This window comes from Pseudoalteromonas sp. AS71 (genome assembly GCF_038900275.1).
In the GTDB taxonomy this organism is placed as follows: Bacteria; Pseudomonadota; Gammaproteobacteria; order Enterobacterales; family Alteromonadaceae; genus Pseudoalteromonas.
The window spans coordinates 84,028-101,901 of record NZ_JBBMQZ010000019.1; the positions used below are offsets into that span (position 1 = coordinate 84,028).

Here is a 17,874-nt window from a genome sequence, read left to right on the forward strand (position 1 = left end):
TCTCAAGTTCCCGATGCGAGATTTATAAATAATTATTTTATTTTCTTTTAATCAAGTTAAGAGAAAGCATTCTTAATAGCTTACCAGCAAGGCCAAGAATATTGATCCGCCAGCCTTCAAAGGTGTAAACTTTAAACATTCCAAAAAGGTAACTTTTGATCCCTAAAAGCTGTTTTCTTTCAAACAATATATTTGAATATTCTTTTAAAAATTTATCATGTGATAACTTCATACTTTTTATTACTTGAGAACTAAAGTTGCTTCTAAAATAGTTACCTGTTGAATCGATGTTTTTTCTTAGTGAGATTGCATGGCTGTGGTAATACAAAGCAAGGTCATCAGTGAGGTTGTCACCATGATGCTGTTTTAAAACCAAAGGCTCATTTTTCATGTATACAGATGCATATTGAGAAAAACGTAAAATAAAATCAAAGTCTTCTGAGTGGTTAAACTTAATATCAAAACAGCCAATCTTTTGCGCCAACTTTTTATTAAAAAGCATCACACTGGCTGTGCCAATAAAGTTTTCCTCTATAAAGTTTAATTGAAATTCTTCACCTTCAACTTCTCGATCAACTAATTTAGAGACTAGTCTTGAATTGTTATACTTTGAGTTAATATCCTCTTTAGAATCGATATGATAATCAGTACAAATTAACCCTACTTTTTCTGAGCATTTGGAAATTATAGATGCTTGTAGTGATAGTTTATTGGGGTACCAAAGATCGTCTACATCCAAAAAGGCTATCCAATTTCCCTCGGCGGCTGCTATACCAACATTTCGCGCAGAAGACACCCCACCGTTCTCTTGATCTATAATTTTTAAAGGGACTTTACTTACTTTCTCACACTCATTAAGTACTGTTAAAGAATCGTCTTTTGAACCATCATTAACGACTACAATTTCAAACGGTTGTAAAGTTTGATTGTTAATAGAGTTAATGGCGCTTCTAATGAATTTTTCACCATTGTAACAAGGTATAACAACGCTAATTTTCATTATTTACTCATTAAAAGTTTTGGATAGTTTTTTGCCAAGTCAATATCACTTTGCTCAAATGTAGTTTGATATGCGTTCTTACCCTCTATAACGCCTGTTACAGGGTGAACGATGAAGCCATAATCCTTTGCGAAGTTACTCGTCTTATCACTATAAGAGTAAATGACTTGTTTTTTATCAAGCAAAGCAGCCAATACCATTGAATGGAATCTTGTCGAAATCACAATTTCAGCTTTAGCTAATGAAATTAGAACATCATCTTTGTTGTATTTAACCACTTTAATCTTATCTAAGTATTCATTATTGACGCGATTTAAAATTAAATTAATTACTTCTAAGTCAACAGAATCCTCAAAGCTAACAAATTCGATTGTGTAACCCAAAGCAATATAAAAACTAACCCATTGCTTTATTTCATCGATATATGGTGTTGATGAAATATTACCTTTACCGTCCTTTTCTACCTTAGTGACTGAAATTGAGACGCACTTTTCACTCTTAATAGATTTATATTTGTCTACTGGAAAACCCATCACAATATCTGGCATTTTTATGCTTTTTTTTGTACCAGTTTCAGCAATCAAGGAGTGCGAAAAAGAGTCCCTTAACAACCATTTATCGACCCATGCATTTAGACTTTTTAGATAACCTAAATACTCACTTTTATCACGGTAGGGCCCTAGGTTTGCACCGACTATAAAGTTATGACCTCCAAAAATTTTATTTAATATGCAAAAACGAACCTTTTGTCGAATCATATTAAAATGTTTATCTTCTTTACCCATAACTACGCTCCCACCAATGACAGCGAAGTCAGCTTTAAACTTCCATCTTAATGGGAGAGCGCGGCCATACTTAATAAACTCAACTTTTTTTGAAACGAACTCTGGTTGCGTTTGGTTACCATAAAAGAAATAACGTTCGTAGTTTGTGTTATTTATAATTGACGCGAACATTAAATCATCGCCCAAGTTTTTATTATTATAGCCATACACTATAAGAACATTATTCATTTTTTATCCGTATATATATAATAGTAAATAAGATTAAATATAACGAAGCTTCAGTAATCATGAAACTTAACGTATAGTTAATATGATAATTCGCCAGCAATAAAGCTGAGAGTAAGTCAATTAAATAAAAACCTGATGTAATAATTAAAATTGGAAATAACATCAACTTTAAATAATCAAAAATTTTAATTCCCATTATACGAGAAATAATAATAGGTTGCATAATACCTCTAATAACACAAAGCGATATACAAACACCATATGCAGCACCTAAAACCCCGAAGTAACTGATCATTAAAAGGCTTATTATAATTGTCAATAAACTCTCACTAATTGTAAGATAGGATATTGATTTATATTTATCTTTTGATATCAAAATAGCAGTACATGGCCCTTGCATATTAGCTATAAAAAAGCCAAATGAAATTATTTGCAATGCTGCTAACGTAACCTCAGAAAAATCGCCTAACCAGACTCCTAAGAACCACTCACCTTGAAAAACTATATTTAGATATATAGTTAAGGAAAGAGTTGTCGCAACAATAATACTCAGTTTAAACTTAGAATTAGTAGATTCTATATCATCTATATATTTGCTAAAGTAAGGCGTTAAAAGATAATTAATAGATGAGGATATTTCTACATATATTTCCATCAGCCGTCCCACTACACGAAGTGGCACTACGGAAACACTACCGATAATAAAACCTACCAATAAAATCGGCGAGTTGTTTCGTATGTAATCGTTTAGCCTTAAAAAAAACAGCCTAGATCCTCTCACCTTTAAATAATTGAAGGAATCCATAGAAACTGACGATAATTTATAGTCAGATTTGAAACCCGCTTTATAACTAAGGATTAATCTACAAACAAACTCAAATAGTGCAATTATGAAGAATGTGATAGCAACTGATATTATCCCAAGGTCATAATTGATCACTAATAATATGGTTATCCCTCTTGCAAGATTTGAAATAAATCGGACTAGGTTTGTAGAAACGACATAAAAATTTCCTATTAAGTATGACTGGAATGCACCAGAAACAAAATTCAGTGCGAAATTAGCAGCTAAAAATAAGATTATTAAATAGGTATTTACATTACTACTAAATGAAAAATTTATAACATTATTTGATATTAGAAACAGACTGATTAATACCAGTAAGCTAAATAATAGAGCTAAGATGAAGATACAAAAAAATGAAGTACTTATTAAAGGTCCTCGCTGAAATTTCTCCCGTTCTACTGATATTGCTCTGGCTATAATTGATCCGAGGCCAAATTCAAATAAAACAATATGTGACAACACAGCCATTAATAGAGACCAGACTCCGAAGTTATGATCCCCAAAGTAATGTAGCATTTCTCTAAATACTAAAAGTCCTATAAAAACTTGAAATATAATATTTACTACATTAAATATAGCACCACTTATGAGCTTATTTAACAAATCCAATTCCTTTTAAGTGGTGCTGTAAATAACATTTTGCAAAATTCGTCACGTAACCAGTTAAACTAAATGTCATTTGATTTTTTTATAATAAATAATTTGTTACTCGTTAATTAATGTTTTAACTGCTTTAGTAAACTCTTTACCCATATGGCTTGATTGCATTGCATATTCTACATTGGCCAACATATAACCTAATTTAGAACCACAATCATGAGATTTACCTTTTAGATGGTAGGCTTCAAGTGTTTCTAGGTGGCGTAATTGCAGTAAAGCATCAGTAAGTTGTATTTCACCGCCAGCTCCAGGAGGGGTGTATTCTAGTAAATCCCAAATTGCTGTAGATACAACATAACGACCTGTAATAGCTAAATTGCTTGGCGCTTCATCGTTATTTGGTTTTTCTACCATATTTTTAATGGTTGCATTTTCGCCTGCATTTATTTTTTTACCAGCTATATCAACTACACCATATTGATGCACTTGCTCTTGCGGTACGGGCTCTACCATTACTTGGTTGTAGCCTGTTTTGTCGAATCGGTCGATCATTTGGCTTAAATTGTCGGTTTTTGAATTTGATTTGTATTTATCAATAATTACGTCGGGTAGCATTACTGCAAATGGGTTATTACCAACAATTGGGCGCGCTGCTAAAACAGCATGGCCTAAGCCTAGTGGTGCTGATTGGCGAACAGAAATCACGGTTACATCTTTTGGTACTATTGAGCGAACCTCTTCTAGTAAACTACGCTTTACGCGCGCCTCTAGTGTGGCCTCTAGCTCAAAGCTTGTGTCAAAGTGGTTTTCAATCGAGTTTTTTGAAGCGTGTGTAACAAGCACGATTTCTTTAATACCAGCTGCTACGGCTTCGTTAACTACGTATTGGATTAAAGGTTTATCTACCAGAGGAAGCATTTCTTTAGGGATGGCTTTTGTGGCTGGTAACATACGCGTGCCAAGGCCAGCTACAGGTAATACTGCTTTTAAAACTTTCACTTTAATTCCTTTCATTATTTTTGCTAATCAACAAAAAAAGGAATTATTAAGCTAAAATTCCTTTTCGAGCGTTTCACATGCCGTGTGACATTGCTATTATACACAACACAATAATGCACTCAATAATAAAAGAGTACTTTTTGATTGTTTTTTTGTTAATTTTATGTTGCACCAAAAGTAAGCTGCATTGCACCACTTTAGTGCCTAATGCTTTTTAACGACCTATCCTTTTAAAGATACTAATACTATACTAGGCTTGTTTAGCTATTATGGAACACAAACTTAAGGAACATTTGTGCGTTTAGGGTTTAACATTTTATTATTAGTGTCTTTTTTTGTATGCGCACAAAATACGCTTTTGTATTTACGCAATAGCGATATAATTGCGCGCGCTCAAAAACAGTATGGTGATGAAGGGCATAAACGTATAAAAAATTGGCTGAGTTTTATAGATGAGTCAGCTGATAAAAGTGAATGGCAAAAAATCCATTTAGTGAATGACTTTTTTAATAAACACATTAAATACAAAACCGATGATGAGCTTTGGCACCAAAAAGATTATTGGGCCAGCCCACTTGAGAGTTTAGGCGTTGGTATGGGTGATTGTGAAGACTACGTAATTGCCAAATACTTTACGTTAATAGCACTGGGCGTACCCGAAGATAAAGTACGTTTAATGTATGTACGTCAAAAAACAGTTAATCAACCTCATATGGTACTTATTTATATTGAAACTCCTGATCAAATCCCCTTTGTTTTAGGCAATTTTAACACTAAACTACTACCCGCTAATAAGCGCCCTGACTTAACACCTATCTATAGTTTTAATGGCCAAGGTTTATGGTTAGCCAAATCAAAAGGGTTAGGTAATAAAGTAAAAAATAGCCGTGGTGTTTCTGCCTGGAACACCATGTTAGAGCGAATTGAACAAGGTGAGCTTGCGCCCGCCAAAAGTGATAAAGGAACACCGAGTTATGTCTCGACTTTTTAAAAATGGATTAAGTTTAAAAACCCAAGTATATGGCCTTATTATATTGATTTCGGTACTTTCTTTTTTTGTACGCGTAATTACTGACGTTGATACCACTCGCCAATACTTACAAACACAAATGGGTAGCCACGCGCAAGATACAGCAACAAGCTTGGGGCTTTCAATATCGCCCTACCTTGAAGAAGATAGCTTAATGATTGCCCAAACCATGGCAACCGCTATTTTCGACTCCGGTTATTACAAACAAATAAAATTTACTAACGCCGATAATAAAATAGTTTTTGACCTAACAAGCCCAAAACGCGTTGAATCTGTGCCTAATTGGTTTATTACAGCAGTAAAGCTTAAAGCCCCTACTATGCAATCAGAATTAAACAATGGCTGGATTATGGCTGGAGTGCTTGAAGTAACAAGCCATGTTGGGCAATCGTATTTAACGCTATGGGAACATACTAAACGCAGCTTTTATGGTTCTTTATTATTATTGGTAGCGTCGCTTGCAGTAGCATATTTAATACTACGTGCAGTGTTTAGACCTTTAAAAGCAGTGGAAAACCAAGCACACTTGGTTACGCGTAAACGCTTTACATTAAACGATGAAATACCAGTTGCACGCGAGCTACGTACTGTAACTAAAGCCATTAACAATATGGTAATGAACTTACAAAGCACCTTTGACTCTTTAACAAAGCAAACACAAGCACTTACCGATGAAGTATATGTAGACTCACTCACAGGACTGGGTAACCGCCGTTCGTTTGAAAATCACTTTAACTCATTGGTCGACGCCATTACTAGCGACACTCCAATCACTGCAATGATGATTACTCTCCCCTCACTTGCTAATATTAACCAAACTGTAAGTTACCAAGATGGTGACGAGCACGTACATGATGTAAGCGTTACTTTGCAAAATGTGATTGGTGCTTTAATCAACTCTAAAATATTTAGACTTAACGGTAGTACTTTTATTGCTTTAGTCCCATTCGATATGCAATTTTTAAGTAGAACACGCCTCGATATAAATGATGCCTTTAGTAAACAAAAAAACAGCTTACACGTGAATGGTTTTGCTAACTTAGCGTTAGTAAGTGTTGATAAAGGCTCATCTATCGGGAGTGTGCTTTCGGCGCTTGATACTGGCTGTACTATTGGCGATTCGGCTGTAAATAAAGTAGATAGAGATACTTTGTTTAGTGTTAAAGAGTGGCGTTCGCTTATTCAGTCAATTATTGCTACTGGTGAAGTTAGTTTTTCGGTGCAGCCAGTTAAACGCACCAACTCACAAAACAAGCAGTGCTATTTTGAGGTGTTTGCTCATTTTACGCATGAAGGCGAAAAGGTTAATAATGGCCATTTATTTGCTATGGCCGAAAAGCTTAACTTAACCGAAGAGTTAGACAAAAAAATAATTCGTAACTTTGTAAACGTTAAAGAGCAACACCCAGACGATACATTTGCGTTAAATATTAGTAAGGCTTCGTTGTATTCAACTGACTTTATTGAATGGCTTACTCTTTATGCTCACACTAAAGCAATTATTAAAACAAACTTGATTTTTGAATTACATGAAATTAGCTTGCTTTATAATGTGCATGTTGCCTCTTTACATATTGATGCAATAAAAGATATTGGCATAAGTGTGTGTATTGAACACTTTGGTACTAGTTTAACCTCGTTTAGATACTTGCAAGGGTTGGATATAGAATATATAAAAATAGATGGTAGCTACATTCAAGATTTATTAGATAACACCCAAAGCCAATTTTTTATTCAAACAGTTAATAATATTTGTCATGGCTTTGGTATTAAAGTTTTAGCTTGTTTAATTGAAAAACCTGAAACTTTAAAGGTACTTGAAGATTTAGGTTGCGATGGCGTACAGGGCAATTTAATAATGCCGCCAACTAAAATAATAAAAACTAATGATAATGGCGCAAATAAAGAGTTTACTTTTTGCACCGATGCGCTAAAATTTTGTAATTAATACTCTACCAAGGGACAAGAGATGAAATCATTTATATTAGCCAGCTTAATCGCGGGTGCAACTGCAATTACAGTTTTACCAAGTTATGCACAAACGGATACTGATGCAGTAGTACAAACTGAAGGCATGACTAATTTAGTAAACGTTTTAAATAGCGCAACCGCAGAAACAGCTCCAGATCAGCTTAAAGCAGACTTAGTAGCGGCTATTAACGGCGTATGTACGAATTGTACTGCAGCCCAAGTTGACTCTATGATGACTGTAGTTGTAGACGCTATTGGTGCTGATAGCCCACTTATTGCTGATTTTTTAGCTGCACTTGTAGCCGCTGGCGTTGACAGCGATACCGTTACACTTGCTGCTATTACCGCTGGCGTTGATGCCACTGTTGCCTCTGAAGCAACAGCAGCTGGCCCAGGTGGCACACCAGCTCCTGCTGCTCCGGTAATTGTTACTTTACCAACAACTGCTGTACCGCAAGGTGCAGGCGGCACAGGTGGCGATGCAGGTATATCTGAAGTCGGTAACTAACCGTTAATAAAATAATAAAAACGCAGCCTTTTGGCTGCGTTTTACTTTATATGGCTTATTTTTTTAGCCCTTCTTTTTAGGCTCTTAGTTTAGAGAATCCTGTGAATCGTTTTATATTTTTTTTACTCTGCGCAATTTTATTTTTGCTGCCCTTACCACTAGGTAGTTACCGCCCTTGGGCAATTTTAGCAATGGGGATATTAATTAGTGCTACCTTTTTCATCCATTTAGTTTTCAGCAGTATTAATAACGAGCACCCTTTATACCCACCTTTATATTCTTGGCCCTTATTTACTGTACTCGGTATAGTTGCGGGCGTATGCGCAGTACAAATGTTTACCGTAAGCGTAGACCCGTTTCAGACTAAACAAATGCTAATTAAAACTAGCTTTATGATTTTGTTTTGTTGGCTTGTATTTATTTATTGCAATAGCGAAAAGCGTATTAAAAATTTAATATATGCAATTATAAGTGCTGGCGTTTTTCAGGCTTTATACGCTACTTATTTAAATTTGTCGCCTGATATAATTAGCCCGCTATTCGGCTATAAACATACCGAACGTGCTATTGGTACATTTACCTACTCTAACTTTTTAGCTAACTTTTTAGCTTTATGTTTGTGTTTAGGTATTGGTGTTTTAGTTAGCGAGCTAAAACGCTCAACTAGCGATTATAAACAAACATTAAAACAAACACTTCGGGCGTGGACTGAAATACTTTTGAGCTCAAAAATAATTTTACGTATTTCGTTAATTATTATTATTGTGGCGCTTATTTTAACCCGTAGCCGTATGGGTAACTCGGCGTTTTTTATTGCATTAATGGTTGTTAGCTTACTCGCGTTTTTTATTTACAAGCAAAAACCTAAAGCGTTTAAACTACTTATAATAAGTTTTTTTATAATCGATTTGATTATCATTGGTGCTATATTTGATGTAGAAAAAGTTAAACAGCGTATTAGCGAAACCAGTATTTCATCAGAAACCCGTGACGAAGTTGTGCGTGATTCAATACCCCTTATTTTAGATAAGCCTTTGTTGGGCTCTGGTGGTGGTACATTTTATACTGCGTTTCCGGCGTATCAGTCTGAGCCTTATTCGGGTTACTATGATAACGCCCATAACGATTACGTACAGTTTGCAGTAGAGCTGGGTATACCTACTACAGCCGCACTGGGCTCACTTATACTTTATTGTTTATGGTTATGTATAGCGACTATGCGAAAACGTAAAACAGCGTTGTTTCAGGGCGTTGCTTTTGGTTGTGCCATTGCAATTATAGATATGCTGCTGCATTCGTTGGTAGATTACTCTTTGCAAGCGGGTGCAAACTCAATGTTGTTTATGACTATTTTATGTTTGGTGATATTAAGTAGTAAATTACCCGCGTCTAAACGAAGTCGAAAAGAGCATAGCTAAATACAAAGCCAAGCAATTACCTAATATAGAGTGATTAGAAGCTGCGCTTCTCACGCGAGCAAGCTCAGCGTCTACGCCAACAATTCACGGTTAACTTGAAAAACTCCGCTTGTTGGCGTGACAAGTAAAGCCTGTAATAAGTAATTTATGCACTAAGAGGTTAAGAGGCGCTTCGCTTTTAGAGAAGAAAATAAACACTAAACGCGGTTTTTATTGGTATTATGCCTTCTCATTTACCCCTCTTTAACTTCTCTTTGTGCAAATAGATCTTTAATTGATTTATTGGTGAATGGATTAAATAATTTAAGCGTGGCTTTCGTAACAAGCGTACCCGTTATAAGTGATTTATTCACTAAGAGGTTATGAGGCGCTGCACTTTTAAAGAAGGAAATAAACACCAAACGCGTTTTTTATTAGTATTATGCCTTCTCATTTACTCCTCTTTAGCTTCTCTTTGTGCAAATAGGTTTTTAGCTGATTTTGAATAAATTAAGCGCTGCTTTCTTAACAACCTTACTCCGTAATTAGTAATTTATTCACTAAGAGGGTATGATTTAGAGGAAAAGTAAAAACGAAACTATATCCTGATTAGCTGTATTTTTTCTCATTTACTCCTCTTTCGCTTCTCTTTGTGCAAATAGGCCTTTAATTTATTTAATTATTGATTAAGAATTACTGTTCTTCTAAATCAAACTCAGTTAAATGACCATCGCCATGTATAAGTTGGTAGCGGGCTAAATTTCCTTGCTCTAGTGTTATTAAACTAATAGCTGAGTCGCTCACTAAGTATTTTTGCCCTTCACCTATGGTTTGGTGTTTATCTACTTCCATATGCCAACGTTTGGTAAAAAAGTTTAAGGGACTTTTTGGGCCGTATAAAATTGAGTCGAGCTTATCGAGTATGTTTATTAACTTACGCGGAAATTCGTTTTTAATACCACTGGCGGTAAGTTGCCAAATTCGATTGGGATGATCGCCAAAACGCTTCTGCACCGAAAAGCAAAATGAGTAATGCACGTCTCCCGATAAAATCAGGGTTTCGTTTGGGGTGTCGGTTCGTCTAAAAGTATCGAGTAGCTTTTTGGCTGAACCTTCGTGTGCCATCCAGTTTTCTACGTCTACCATGAGAGGTTGGCCACATATATTAAACATGGCTTGAATGGCTTCTATTGATTTAACACCAAACACGGGGGCTGGCGATACAATAATAACTTGGTCGTGGCTTAATAGGCTTTCCTCAAGCTCTGTGAGGCGCTCCCAATCAAGTAGCCCTGAAGGTTCGTTAAAGTTTTGCTCATTTCGCCAGCGGTGCGTACGTGTATCTAGCACCACTACTTTGGGTATTGTAGTCAGTTCGTAATGCCAAAAACTAAAATCATTTAGTGGTTTATCAAATACTTTAAACTGCCATAAATTATTAGCAGTACGGCTTTGCTTAAAAGGTGTTAGCAACTCGCCTGTTTTATTTAGTGCATCGTTCCCCATTCCTTGGAATAGCCAATAACTAATTAAACCGTTATTAATGATTCGTTTACTACTTGGGTTTTCATTTATAGCTTGCTCCCACCCAGCGGTGAGGTTCCAATCATCGGTTACATCGTGATCGTCAAACATCATTAATGTAGATACATTGGCAAACAACCGCTCTACTTCACTCAAGCCTTTTGCATAATCAATCAATGCTGTTTTTTCAGCGTTAAAAATAGTTTTGTTTTGCTCGCTTTGACCTAAATACGTTGTGTTTTGTATATCGACGCATTGCCAAGCAGCAGCACTAAAATTTAATAAATAAAGTGCTATATATTCTTCAAAGTGGATAAGGTGGTTATACGCTTTTACACTTGAAAAGTGAGGTTCGTCTTTTTTTAGCCAATAACCTACACCTAACTTTGAGCGTTTTTGCCACGGCGTTTTTGGTAGGAACACATGGCGATTATAAAGTTGCTCATTTATATCGTCGGGTAGCTCAATAGCAAGTGGTTGCTCTTTATAAATACCTAAGGCTTTAATTAACTGATGAACAGCTAATAACATGGGGCCAGCTACGTCGTCGGCATAAACCTGATCACCACTGAGTAATAGCAATTGCGCGCCTTGATTATTATTACCACGCTGAGTATTTTGCCAATGGCTTGCAGACACTAAGCTGTCTTTTGCTGGATGATGTGCATTACGGCACGAGCCATGCAAAATATCACTGAGTTTATTGGGAATTACAAATGCAGGCGTTGTTTGATTGCTATAGCACCACGGCGATAAATCGATTGCTGTATCGTCAATTATGAGTTCATAGCTTAATAAGCTATCTACAGGAAGTTTATTATCTACTGGCTTTATAATCACGAAATGCAGGTACAAATGTTCTCCTAAAGAAACAGTGTGTTGATCGCTATAACATTCGTAATTTATAAGTGTTATTTGGCAGTTTGCAGGCTTGGAGGTAGCAAACTGAATGCAGACTCCAGTTTGCTCTGCACGGCGCACCATTGGCCCCATTAGTAAAATAGGAAGGTTTGCCGTGTGAGTAATCATGTATTTAGCCTTTAGCTGCTAATTTAAATAAAGAATAAAAGTTCTCGGTAGTCGCTTTAGCAAGTTCATTAAAGCTAATGCCTTTAAGTTCGCTAATGTAATAAGCAACATCTTCTACGTACGCTGGCTGATTTGTTTGCCCACGATGCGGTACCGGCGCTAAATAAGGCGAGTCGGTTTCTATTAATAATCTATCTAGCGGTATTTGTTTTACTACTTCTTTTAATTCAATAGCATTTTTAAAGGTAACAATACCCGATATAGAAATATAAAAGCCCATGTCTATGGCTTTTTTTGCCATATCCCAGTCTTCAGTAAAGCAATGCAGTACGCCACCGCAGTTTTCGGCTTTGTGCTCACGCATTAAGTTAATCGTGTCGGCGCGGGCATCACGAGTATGAATAATTAACGGCTTTTGTAATTCGTTAGCCACTTCAATATGCCCAACAAAGCTGGCTTGCTGCACTGCGTGAATATCTTTTGAATAGTAGTAATCAAGACCCGTTTCGCCAATGGCTACAACTTTTTCGTGTGAGGCTAAGTCGATTAGTTGCTGTTTATTAAGGGCGTCTTTTTGATCAAGTGGATGTACACCGCATGAGGCTGATACATCGTCGTAATGCTTAATTTTATCAAGCATGCTTGGAAACTGATCAAGCGTTACGCTTACACATAAAAAATGCTCTATTTGCTTTGCACGCGCTTTATCAAGAACTTGGTCAAGGTTTAAGTCTAATTTATCAAAATCAAGACGATCTAAATGGCAATGAGAATCTACAATCACTATAAGGCCTGTATTATGTTCAGGGTTTAAATTTGTTCGTTTAATTTATTATGTTAGCAATTAAAAGAACCCAATATAGGGCGGTGTTAATCTCAATGAAAAACCGACCCTATAACTACATGGTATATGTTTGATCGCCTGAGTTTAACATAGTCCCAAGTAGCTTTTCGATTTTAGCGTTTAGGTTTGTTTTATCGTCTAAAAAGCTAATACCAATACCTGGAGGGTTAGAGCTTTGTGCCCCTTGTGGCGTGATCCACGACACTTTACCTGTTACTACATCATCTTCTAAGGCATCGGGCAAGGTAACTCTAAGTGCTAATGAATGCCCTGCTTCGTAACGCATATTAGTACGTACAAATAAGCCACCTTTTTTTAAGTAAGGCATATAACAACGGTATAACTCGTCTAAATCGTCTATGTCTACTAGTAATTCTTGCATGATTAATCCTTTTAAGAATTTCGCAATGTGTATGCTAATCGTGATACAGCAAGCGGTAAATTAAGGCCAAGTACTTGTGTGTTATTTTGTAAAAACTCGCCTAATGCATTTTGCGCACTTTGATAAGCGTTAAAACTCATACCTTGCAGTAATTGCTGCTTTAGTTGCACGCTTAAAAACAAAGTAAATATACGAACAAGCTCAGGCTGTTTATTTATTATATCGACTAACGCTTTGAAATTATGGCTTTGTTTAAACTCAGTTGCAAACTTATAAAGTGTATCAATATTTTTTAGCTGGTCTTGCTGTTGCCAATGCTTTACTTGCAGCGGTTGGTTATAAAAAAGTGCTAACCAACTAAAGTTAGGAATATCTAATGCCTCTAGCCATTGCTGGGCAAGTGCTGTATTAGTTATTTTTACATCACTTTTAGCACATCGACTTAAAATAGTTGCAGGAAGCTGTTCTGGTTGGCTTGTGGTTAATATTAAAAAGCGGCTATTAGTTGGCTCTTCAAGTGTTTTTAATAATGCGTTAGCTGCTGCTGTGGTCATTTTTTCGCAATTTTCGATTATTGCTACTTTATTGCCATTTTGCGCTGCTGAGTGATTCATAAAATCACTAATACCACGTATATCGTCTACACCAATACTTTGTCCATCAACTTGCGTTAAGCGCTTGTCGGGATGAGTACCCGCAAGAGTAAGTAAGCAGCTTTTACACTGTCCGCAAGGTGTTAGCATACTGTTTTTCGCAGCTACTTGCTTAGCTATATTTTGGCACAATAAAGCATTGCCAAGCTCATCACTTAACTCAAATTTACCTACGCCAACAGGCCCACAAAATAATTGCGCATGATGAAAACGCTCTGCACGATAACTTTGCGCTAAACGTGCTTGAGTATCATGTAGCCAAGGCAATGGCATATTATTTTAGGCCTTCAAAAAATGAATGCAGTACATTGGTTATATCGCGATGTACTTTATCAATACTTTGGTTTGCATCGACCGTTTTAATGGTGTTGTCGTCATTAGCTAGTTCAACATAACGCATACGTGTACGTTGAAAAAATTCAATGGCTTCTTGCTCAATACGGTCTAGCTCACCACGCCCTTTTGCACGTTCAAGGCCTATCACTGGGTCAATATCAAGGTAAATAGTTAAATCAGGCTTTAAGCCCTTTAATACCATTGACGAAAGTGAAGCTAATGTATTTGAGCTAATACCACGCCCGCCACCTTGATACGCCTGGGACGATAAGTCATGACGATCGGCAAGTACCCATTGGCCTTTATCAAGCGCTGGGGTAATAACATTGTGCATTAGCTGCGAGCGAGCTGCGTACATAATAAGCAACTCGGTTTCAAAGGCAATTTCTTCTTCGTGCTCTGCTTTTACAAGCGTACGAAGCGATTCAGCCAGTGGCGTGCCGCCAGGTTCGCGGACATTAATGAAGTCTATTTTTTGTTTGTTTAAAAAGTCTTGGCATAACGAAATAGCGGTTGATTTACCTGCGCCTTCTAGCCCTTCTATTACTATAAATTTTGATTTCATAAAAACTTAATTCTTTGTATTTAATATATACGTTTTAACTGCCGCGTTATGCTGCTTTAACGTGGTTGAAAATTGGTGGCTGCCATCGCCTTTTGATACAAAGTAAACGTATTCACTTTGCGGCGGATTAACTGCAGCTAAAATAGCGGCTTTAGATGGCATAGCAATCGGTGTTGGCGGTAAGCCATTAATACGATACGTATTGTAAGGCGTATAATCGCGTAAATCTTTGTATTTAATATCGCCATCAAAATCGGCGCCTAGTCCGTATATTACGGTAGGATCGGTTTGTAGGCGCATATTAGTGTTTAATCTATTAACAAACGCTGATGCAATTAACGGACGTTCGCTGGCAAGGCCTGTTTCTTTTTCAATGATTGAAGCCATTATAAGTGCTTTGTATGCTGTTTTGTAGGGCAGATTAACAGCGCGCTGCTGCCAAGCATCGTCTAACGTTTGCTCCATTTTTTGCGCGGCACGTTTTAATACACTGCTTGCGGTATCGTTATTATGATAATGGTAAGTGTCGGGAAATAACCAGCCCTCTAAGTGCTTATTATTACCCAGTATTTGTGTACTTAGTTCATCACTTTTTAGATCGTTTTGTAAATTATTGGCCTTTTTAATAGCACTTAGTACTTCACGTAAGTTTTGCCCTTCAATAATAGTAAAACTAAAATTGATTTGCTGACCTTGGTTAATTTTTTTTACATTATTAATAACGCTATCGGCTGTTAGCTCGTAAAGCCCCGCTTTTAAGTCGGTAAGTGTGGGATCTAATTTGGCAATGACCTGATAACGCCAGCAACTCTCTACCCAGTTATTAGCTTGCCATTGCTGACATAATTTATTAAAGCCAGTGCCATGCTTAACTTCAAATTGTGTGTTTTTAGCTACCTTTAGCGGGCTATTTATTGTTGCTTGTAATTGCTGGTAACCAATAGCAGTGGTTACAACAGCTAAAAAAAGTACCGATAAAATAACTTTTAACACTCAGCCTCCTTGGCTAATAATTTAGTTAGTAATGCGTGGCTGTCATCTGTATTAAATACTTGTTGCTCAATACGTTTAACAGGCACTGCTCCCATTAAGCTATTACACACAAATACGGCGTCTGCTTGGGTTAAATCTTCTACTTTTACGCGTTTAAATTCAACAGGCAATTTATCACATAACGATTGTAGATAAACGCCCTTTATTCCGCACTCATCAAGCAATGGCGTAAACACACACTTATTTTTAATCGCAAAAATATTAGCTGCTGAAGCTTCAATTACATTGTTATTGTAATCAAGCACTAACACATCGTCGCAGACTTGCGTTTGCATCGCTTTTTTAACTAGCACTTGTTCAAGTCGGTTTAATGTTTTAAGACCCGCTAAATATGGCTGCGCCGCTAATTTAATCGGGCTTATTTCGAGAGTTACACCCTTTTTAGCAAGCGCTTCGTAATTACTAGGGTAATCTAATACACTCAATAAAATAGTAACATTGCACTCACTTGGCAACCCATAACCACGGCCGCCTTCGCCTCGCGTTACAAGTATTTTAAGCACGTTTAGTGGTGCAGTTTTTATATGCAAAGCAATTTGATTTTCAAGGCTATTAAAGTCTAGCTCAGGAAACCCCAAACGCTGTGCGCATTCAATCAAACGTGCTTTATGATGAGCCCAGTACTGTACTTGCCCATCAACAACTTTAGCCGTTGTAAAAAAGCCGTCACCGTAATTTAAGCCCCTGTCACGCGTGCTTAAAGTACTGTTTTGATCTACTGCTATTATTGTTTGCATTTTATTTGGCATATAAAAAAAGCCCAGTTAAACAACTGAGCTCTTATAATTTGATTCGTTGTTAAAAAAGATTATACCTTTTTAAATAGCAACGAGCCATTAGTACCACCAAAACCGAACGAGTTACACAGTGCAAAGTCTAACTTTGCATCACGTGCAGTGTGCGCAATATAATCTAAGTCACACCCTTCGTCTGGGTTATCAAGGTTGATAGTTGGCGACACTTTTTGATCTGTCAGCGATAAAATCGAAATAATCGATTCAACCGAGCCAGCAGCACCTAACAAGTGACCCATCATCGATTTAGACGAGCCTACCATTACATCTTTGGCTGAATTACCAAATATAGACTTAACAGCGGCAGTTTCTGCTTTATCGCCTGCATTTGTAGATGTACCGTGTGCGTTAATGTAACCAATTTGCTCAGCGTTTACTTGCGCATCATTTAGTGCGTTTTGCATTGCAAGTGCAGCGCCCGCACCATCTTCTGGTGGTGATGTCATGTGATACGCATCGCCGCTCATACCAAAGCCTACAAGCTCAGCATAAATTTTAGCTCCACGTGCTTTAGCATGTTCGTACTCTTCAACTACAACAACACCAGCACCGTCAGAAAGCACAAAGCCATCGCGGTCTTTATCCCAAGGGCGAGAAGCCGCTTGTGGATCGTCGTTACGTGTTGAAAGTGCACGTGCAGCATTAAAGCCACCCATACCAATTGGTGTACAGGCTTTTTCTGCACCGCCGGCAACCATTGCATCTGCATCGCCGTAGGCAATCATACGCGCTGCATGGCCAATATTATGCAAACCAGTAGTACAGGCAGTTACAATTGAAATATTTGGACCACGCAGTCCATGCATCATTGATAAATGACCTGAGATCATATTAATAATGGTAGACGGCACATAAAATGGCGATAACTTGCGCGGACCACTATTTAATAGCTTAATGTGGTTTTCTTCAATTAACGTAAGCCCACCAATACCTGAACCTACAGCTACACCAATGCGTGCTGCGTTTTGCTCGGTGATTTCAAGGCCTGAATCTTTAAAGGCTTGAACACCCGCTGCAATGCCGTACTGAATAAACAAGTCCATTTTTTTAGTATCTTTCGCTGACATGTATGCAGTTGCATCAAAGTCATTTATTAAACCCGCGAATTTAGTACCAAATTTTGATGTATCAAAGTGCGTTATTGTTTGAATGCCACTTTTACCATCTAATAAGCCTTGCCAGGTTGATTGAACATCATTACCTAGCGGCGTCAACATTCCTAAGCCAGTTACGACGACTCGACGTTTAGCCACGGTTTGCCTCCAATAAGGGATATTTTACAAGGGGGTGATCATACCCAAGCTACCTCAAAGTGCTAGTCCCAAAATA

At 37.2% G+C, this 17,874-nt stretch carries 16 protein-coding genes; 4 read left to right on the forward strand and 12 right to left on the reverse strand.

Going from position 1 to position 17,874, the window contains the following annotated elements; all coding sequences use genetic code 11:
* Positions 1-37: 37 nt before the first annotated feature.
* From WNY98_RS14930 to galU, 4 genes are all read right to left on the reverse strand, one after another.
* Complete coding sequence (locus WNY98_RS14930; RefSeq protein WP_342878274.1) at positions 38-1,000, reverse strand: glycosyltransferase family 2 protein; 963 nt, start codon at positions 998-1,000, stop codon at positions 38-40.
* Entirely contained in the window at positions 1,000-2,013 is a 1,014-nt protein-coding gene (locus tag WNY98_RS14935) for a polysaccharide pyruvyl transferase family protein (RefSeq protein WP_101226480.1), read from the reverse strand. The genes WNY98_RS14930 and WNY98_RS14935 overlap by 1 nt, the downstream gene beginning before the upstream one ends.
* Complete coding sequence (locus WNY98_RS14940; protein WP_101226479.1) at positions 2,006-3,463, reverse strand: polysaccharide biosynthesis C-terminal domain-containing protein; 1,458 nt, start codon at positions 3,461-3,463, stop codon at positions 2,006-2,008. Before WNY98_RS14940 ends, WNY98_RS14935 begins: the two co-directional genes overlap by 8 nt.
* A gap of 102 nt (positions 3,464-3,565) precedes the next feature.
* Positions 3,566-4,459: a UTP--glucose-1-phosphate uridylyltransferase GalU gene (gene galU / locus WNY98_RS14945; RefSeq protein ID WP_101217161.1), complete on the reverse strand. Its 894-nt coding sequence runs from the start codon at positions 4,457-4,459 to the stop codon at positions 3,566-3,568.
* A 295-nt stretch (positions 4,460-4,754) separates the two neighbouring features.
* Here galU and WNY98_RS14950 point away from each other — a divergent pair, with 295 nt between their 5' ends.
* From WNY98_RS14950 to WNY98_RS14965, 4 genes are all read left to right on the forward strand, one after another.
* A complete protein-coding gene (locus tag WNY98_RS14950; RefSeq protein ID WP_342878275.1) occupies positions 4,755-5,450 on the forward strand; it encodes a transglutaminase-like cysteine peptidase in 696 nt (231 codons plus the stop codon).
* Positions 5,434-7,437, forward strand: a complete 2,004-nt coding sequence (locus WNY98_RS14955) for an EAL domain-containing protein (RefSeq protein ID WP_342878276.1) — start codon at positions 5,434-5,436, stop codon at positions 7,435-7,437. The genes WNY98_RS14950 and WNY98_RS14955 overlap by 17 nt, the downstream gene beginning before the upstream one ends.
* Before the next feature lie 21 nt (positions 7,438-7,458).
* Positions 7,459-7,968 carry a hypothetical protein gene (locus tag WNY98_RS14960; RefSeq protein ID WP_342878277.1) on the forward strand — a complete coding sequence of 170 codons (510 nt, stop codon included), beginning with the start codon at positions 7,459-7,461 and terminating at the stop codon, positions 7,966-7,968.
* 101 nt (positions 7,969-8,069) lie between these two features.
* Positions 8,070-9,386: an O-antigen ligase family protein gene (locus WNY98_RS14965; protein ID WP_342878278.1), complete on the forward strand. Its 1,317-nt coding sequence runs from the start codon at positions 8,070-8,072 to the stop codon at positions 9,384-9,386.
* A 672-nt stretch (positions 9,387-10,058) separates the two neighbouring features.
* Here WNY98_RS14965 and WNY98_RS14970 read toward each other — a convergent pair.
* From WNY98_RS14970 to fabF, 8 genes are all read right to left on the reverse strand, one after another.
* On the reverse strand, positions 10,059-11,918 hold the full coding sequence (locus tag WNY98_RS14970; protein WP_342878279.1) for an alkaline phosphatase D family protein: 1,860 nt from the start codon (positions 11,916-11,918) through the stop codon (positions 10,059-10,061).
* 4 nt (positions 11,919-11,922) lie between these two features.
* Positions 11,923-12,702, reverse strand: coding sequence for a YchF/TatD family DNA exonuclease (locus WNY98_RS14975; protein ID WP_342878280.1), 780 nt, complete (start codon positions 12,700-12,702; stop codon positions 11,923-11,925).
* 115 nt (positions 12,703-12,817) lie between these two features.
* A complete protein-coding gene (locus WNY98_RS14980; RefSeq protein WP_002962367.1) occupies positions 12,818-13,144 on the reverse strand; it encodes a PilZ domain-containing protein in 327 nt (108 codons plus the stop codon).
* A gap of 11 nt (positions 13,145-13,155) precedes the next feature.
* Positions 13,156-14,070, reverse strand: a complete 915-nt coding sequence (locus WNY98_RS14985; RefSeq protein WP_342878281.1) for a DNA polymerase III subunit delta' — start codon at positions 14,068-14,070, stop codon at positions 13,156-13,158.
* A gap of 1 nt (position 14,071) precedes the next feature.
* Positions 14,072-14,698 (reverse strand): dTMP kinase, encoded by a 627-nt coding sequence (gene tmk / locus WNY98_RS14990; RefSeq protein WP_007585737.1) that lies wholly within the window; start codon positions 14,696-14,698, stop codon positions 14,072-14,074.
* Between the two features lie 6 nt (positions 14,699-14,704).
* Positions 14,705-15,691: an endolytic transglycosylase MltG gene (mltG, locus tag WNY98_RS14995; RefSeq protein WP_342878282.1), complete on the reverse strand. Its 987-nt coding sequence runs from the start codon at positions 15,689-15,691 to the stop codon at positions 14,705-14,707.
* Positions 15,685-16,500 (reverse strand): aminodeoxychorismate lyase, encoded by an 816-nt coding sequence (gene pabC, locus WNY98_RS15000; protein ID WP_342878283.1) that lies wholly within the window; start codon positions 16,498-16,500, stop codon positions 15,685-15,687. Before pabC ends, mltG begins: the two co-directional genes overlap by 7 nt.
* Before the next feature lie 59 nt (positions 16,501-16,559).
* On the reverse strand, positions 16,560-17,798 hold the full coding sequence (fabF, locus tag WNY98_RS15005; RefSeq protein WP_076923842.1) for a beta-ketoacyl-ACP synthase II: 1,239 nt from the start codon (positions 17,796-17,798) through the stop codon (positions 16,560-16,562).
* Positions 17,799-17,874: the final 76 nt, after the last annotated feature.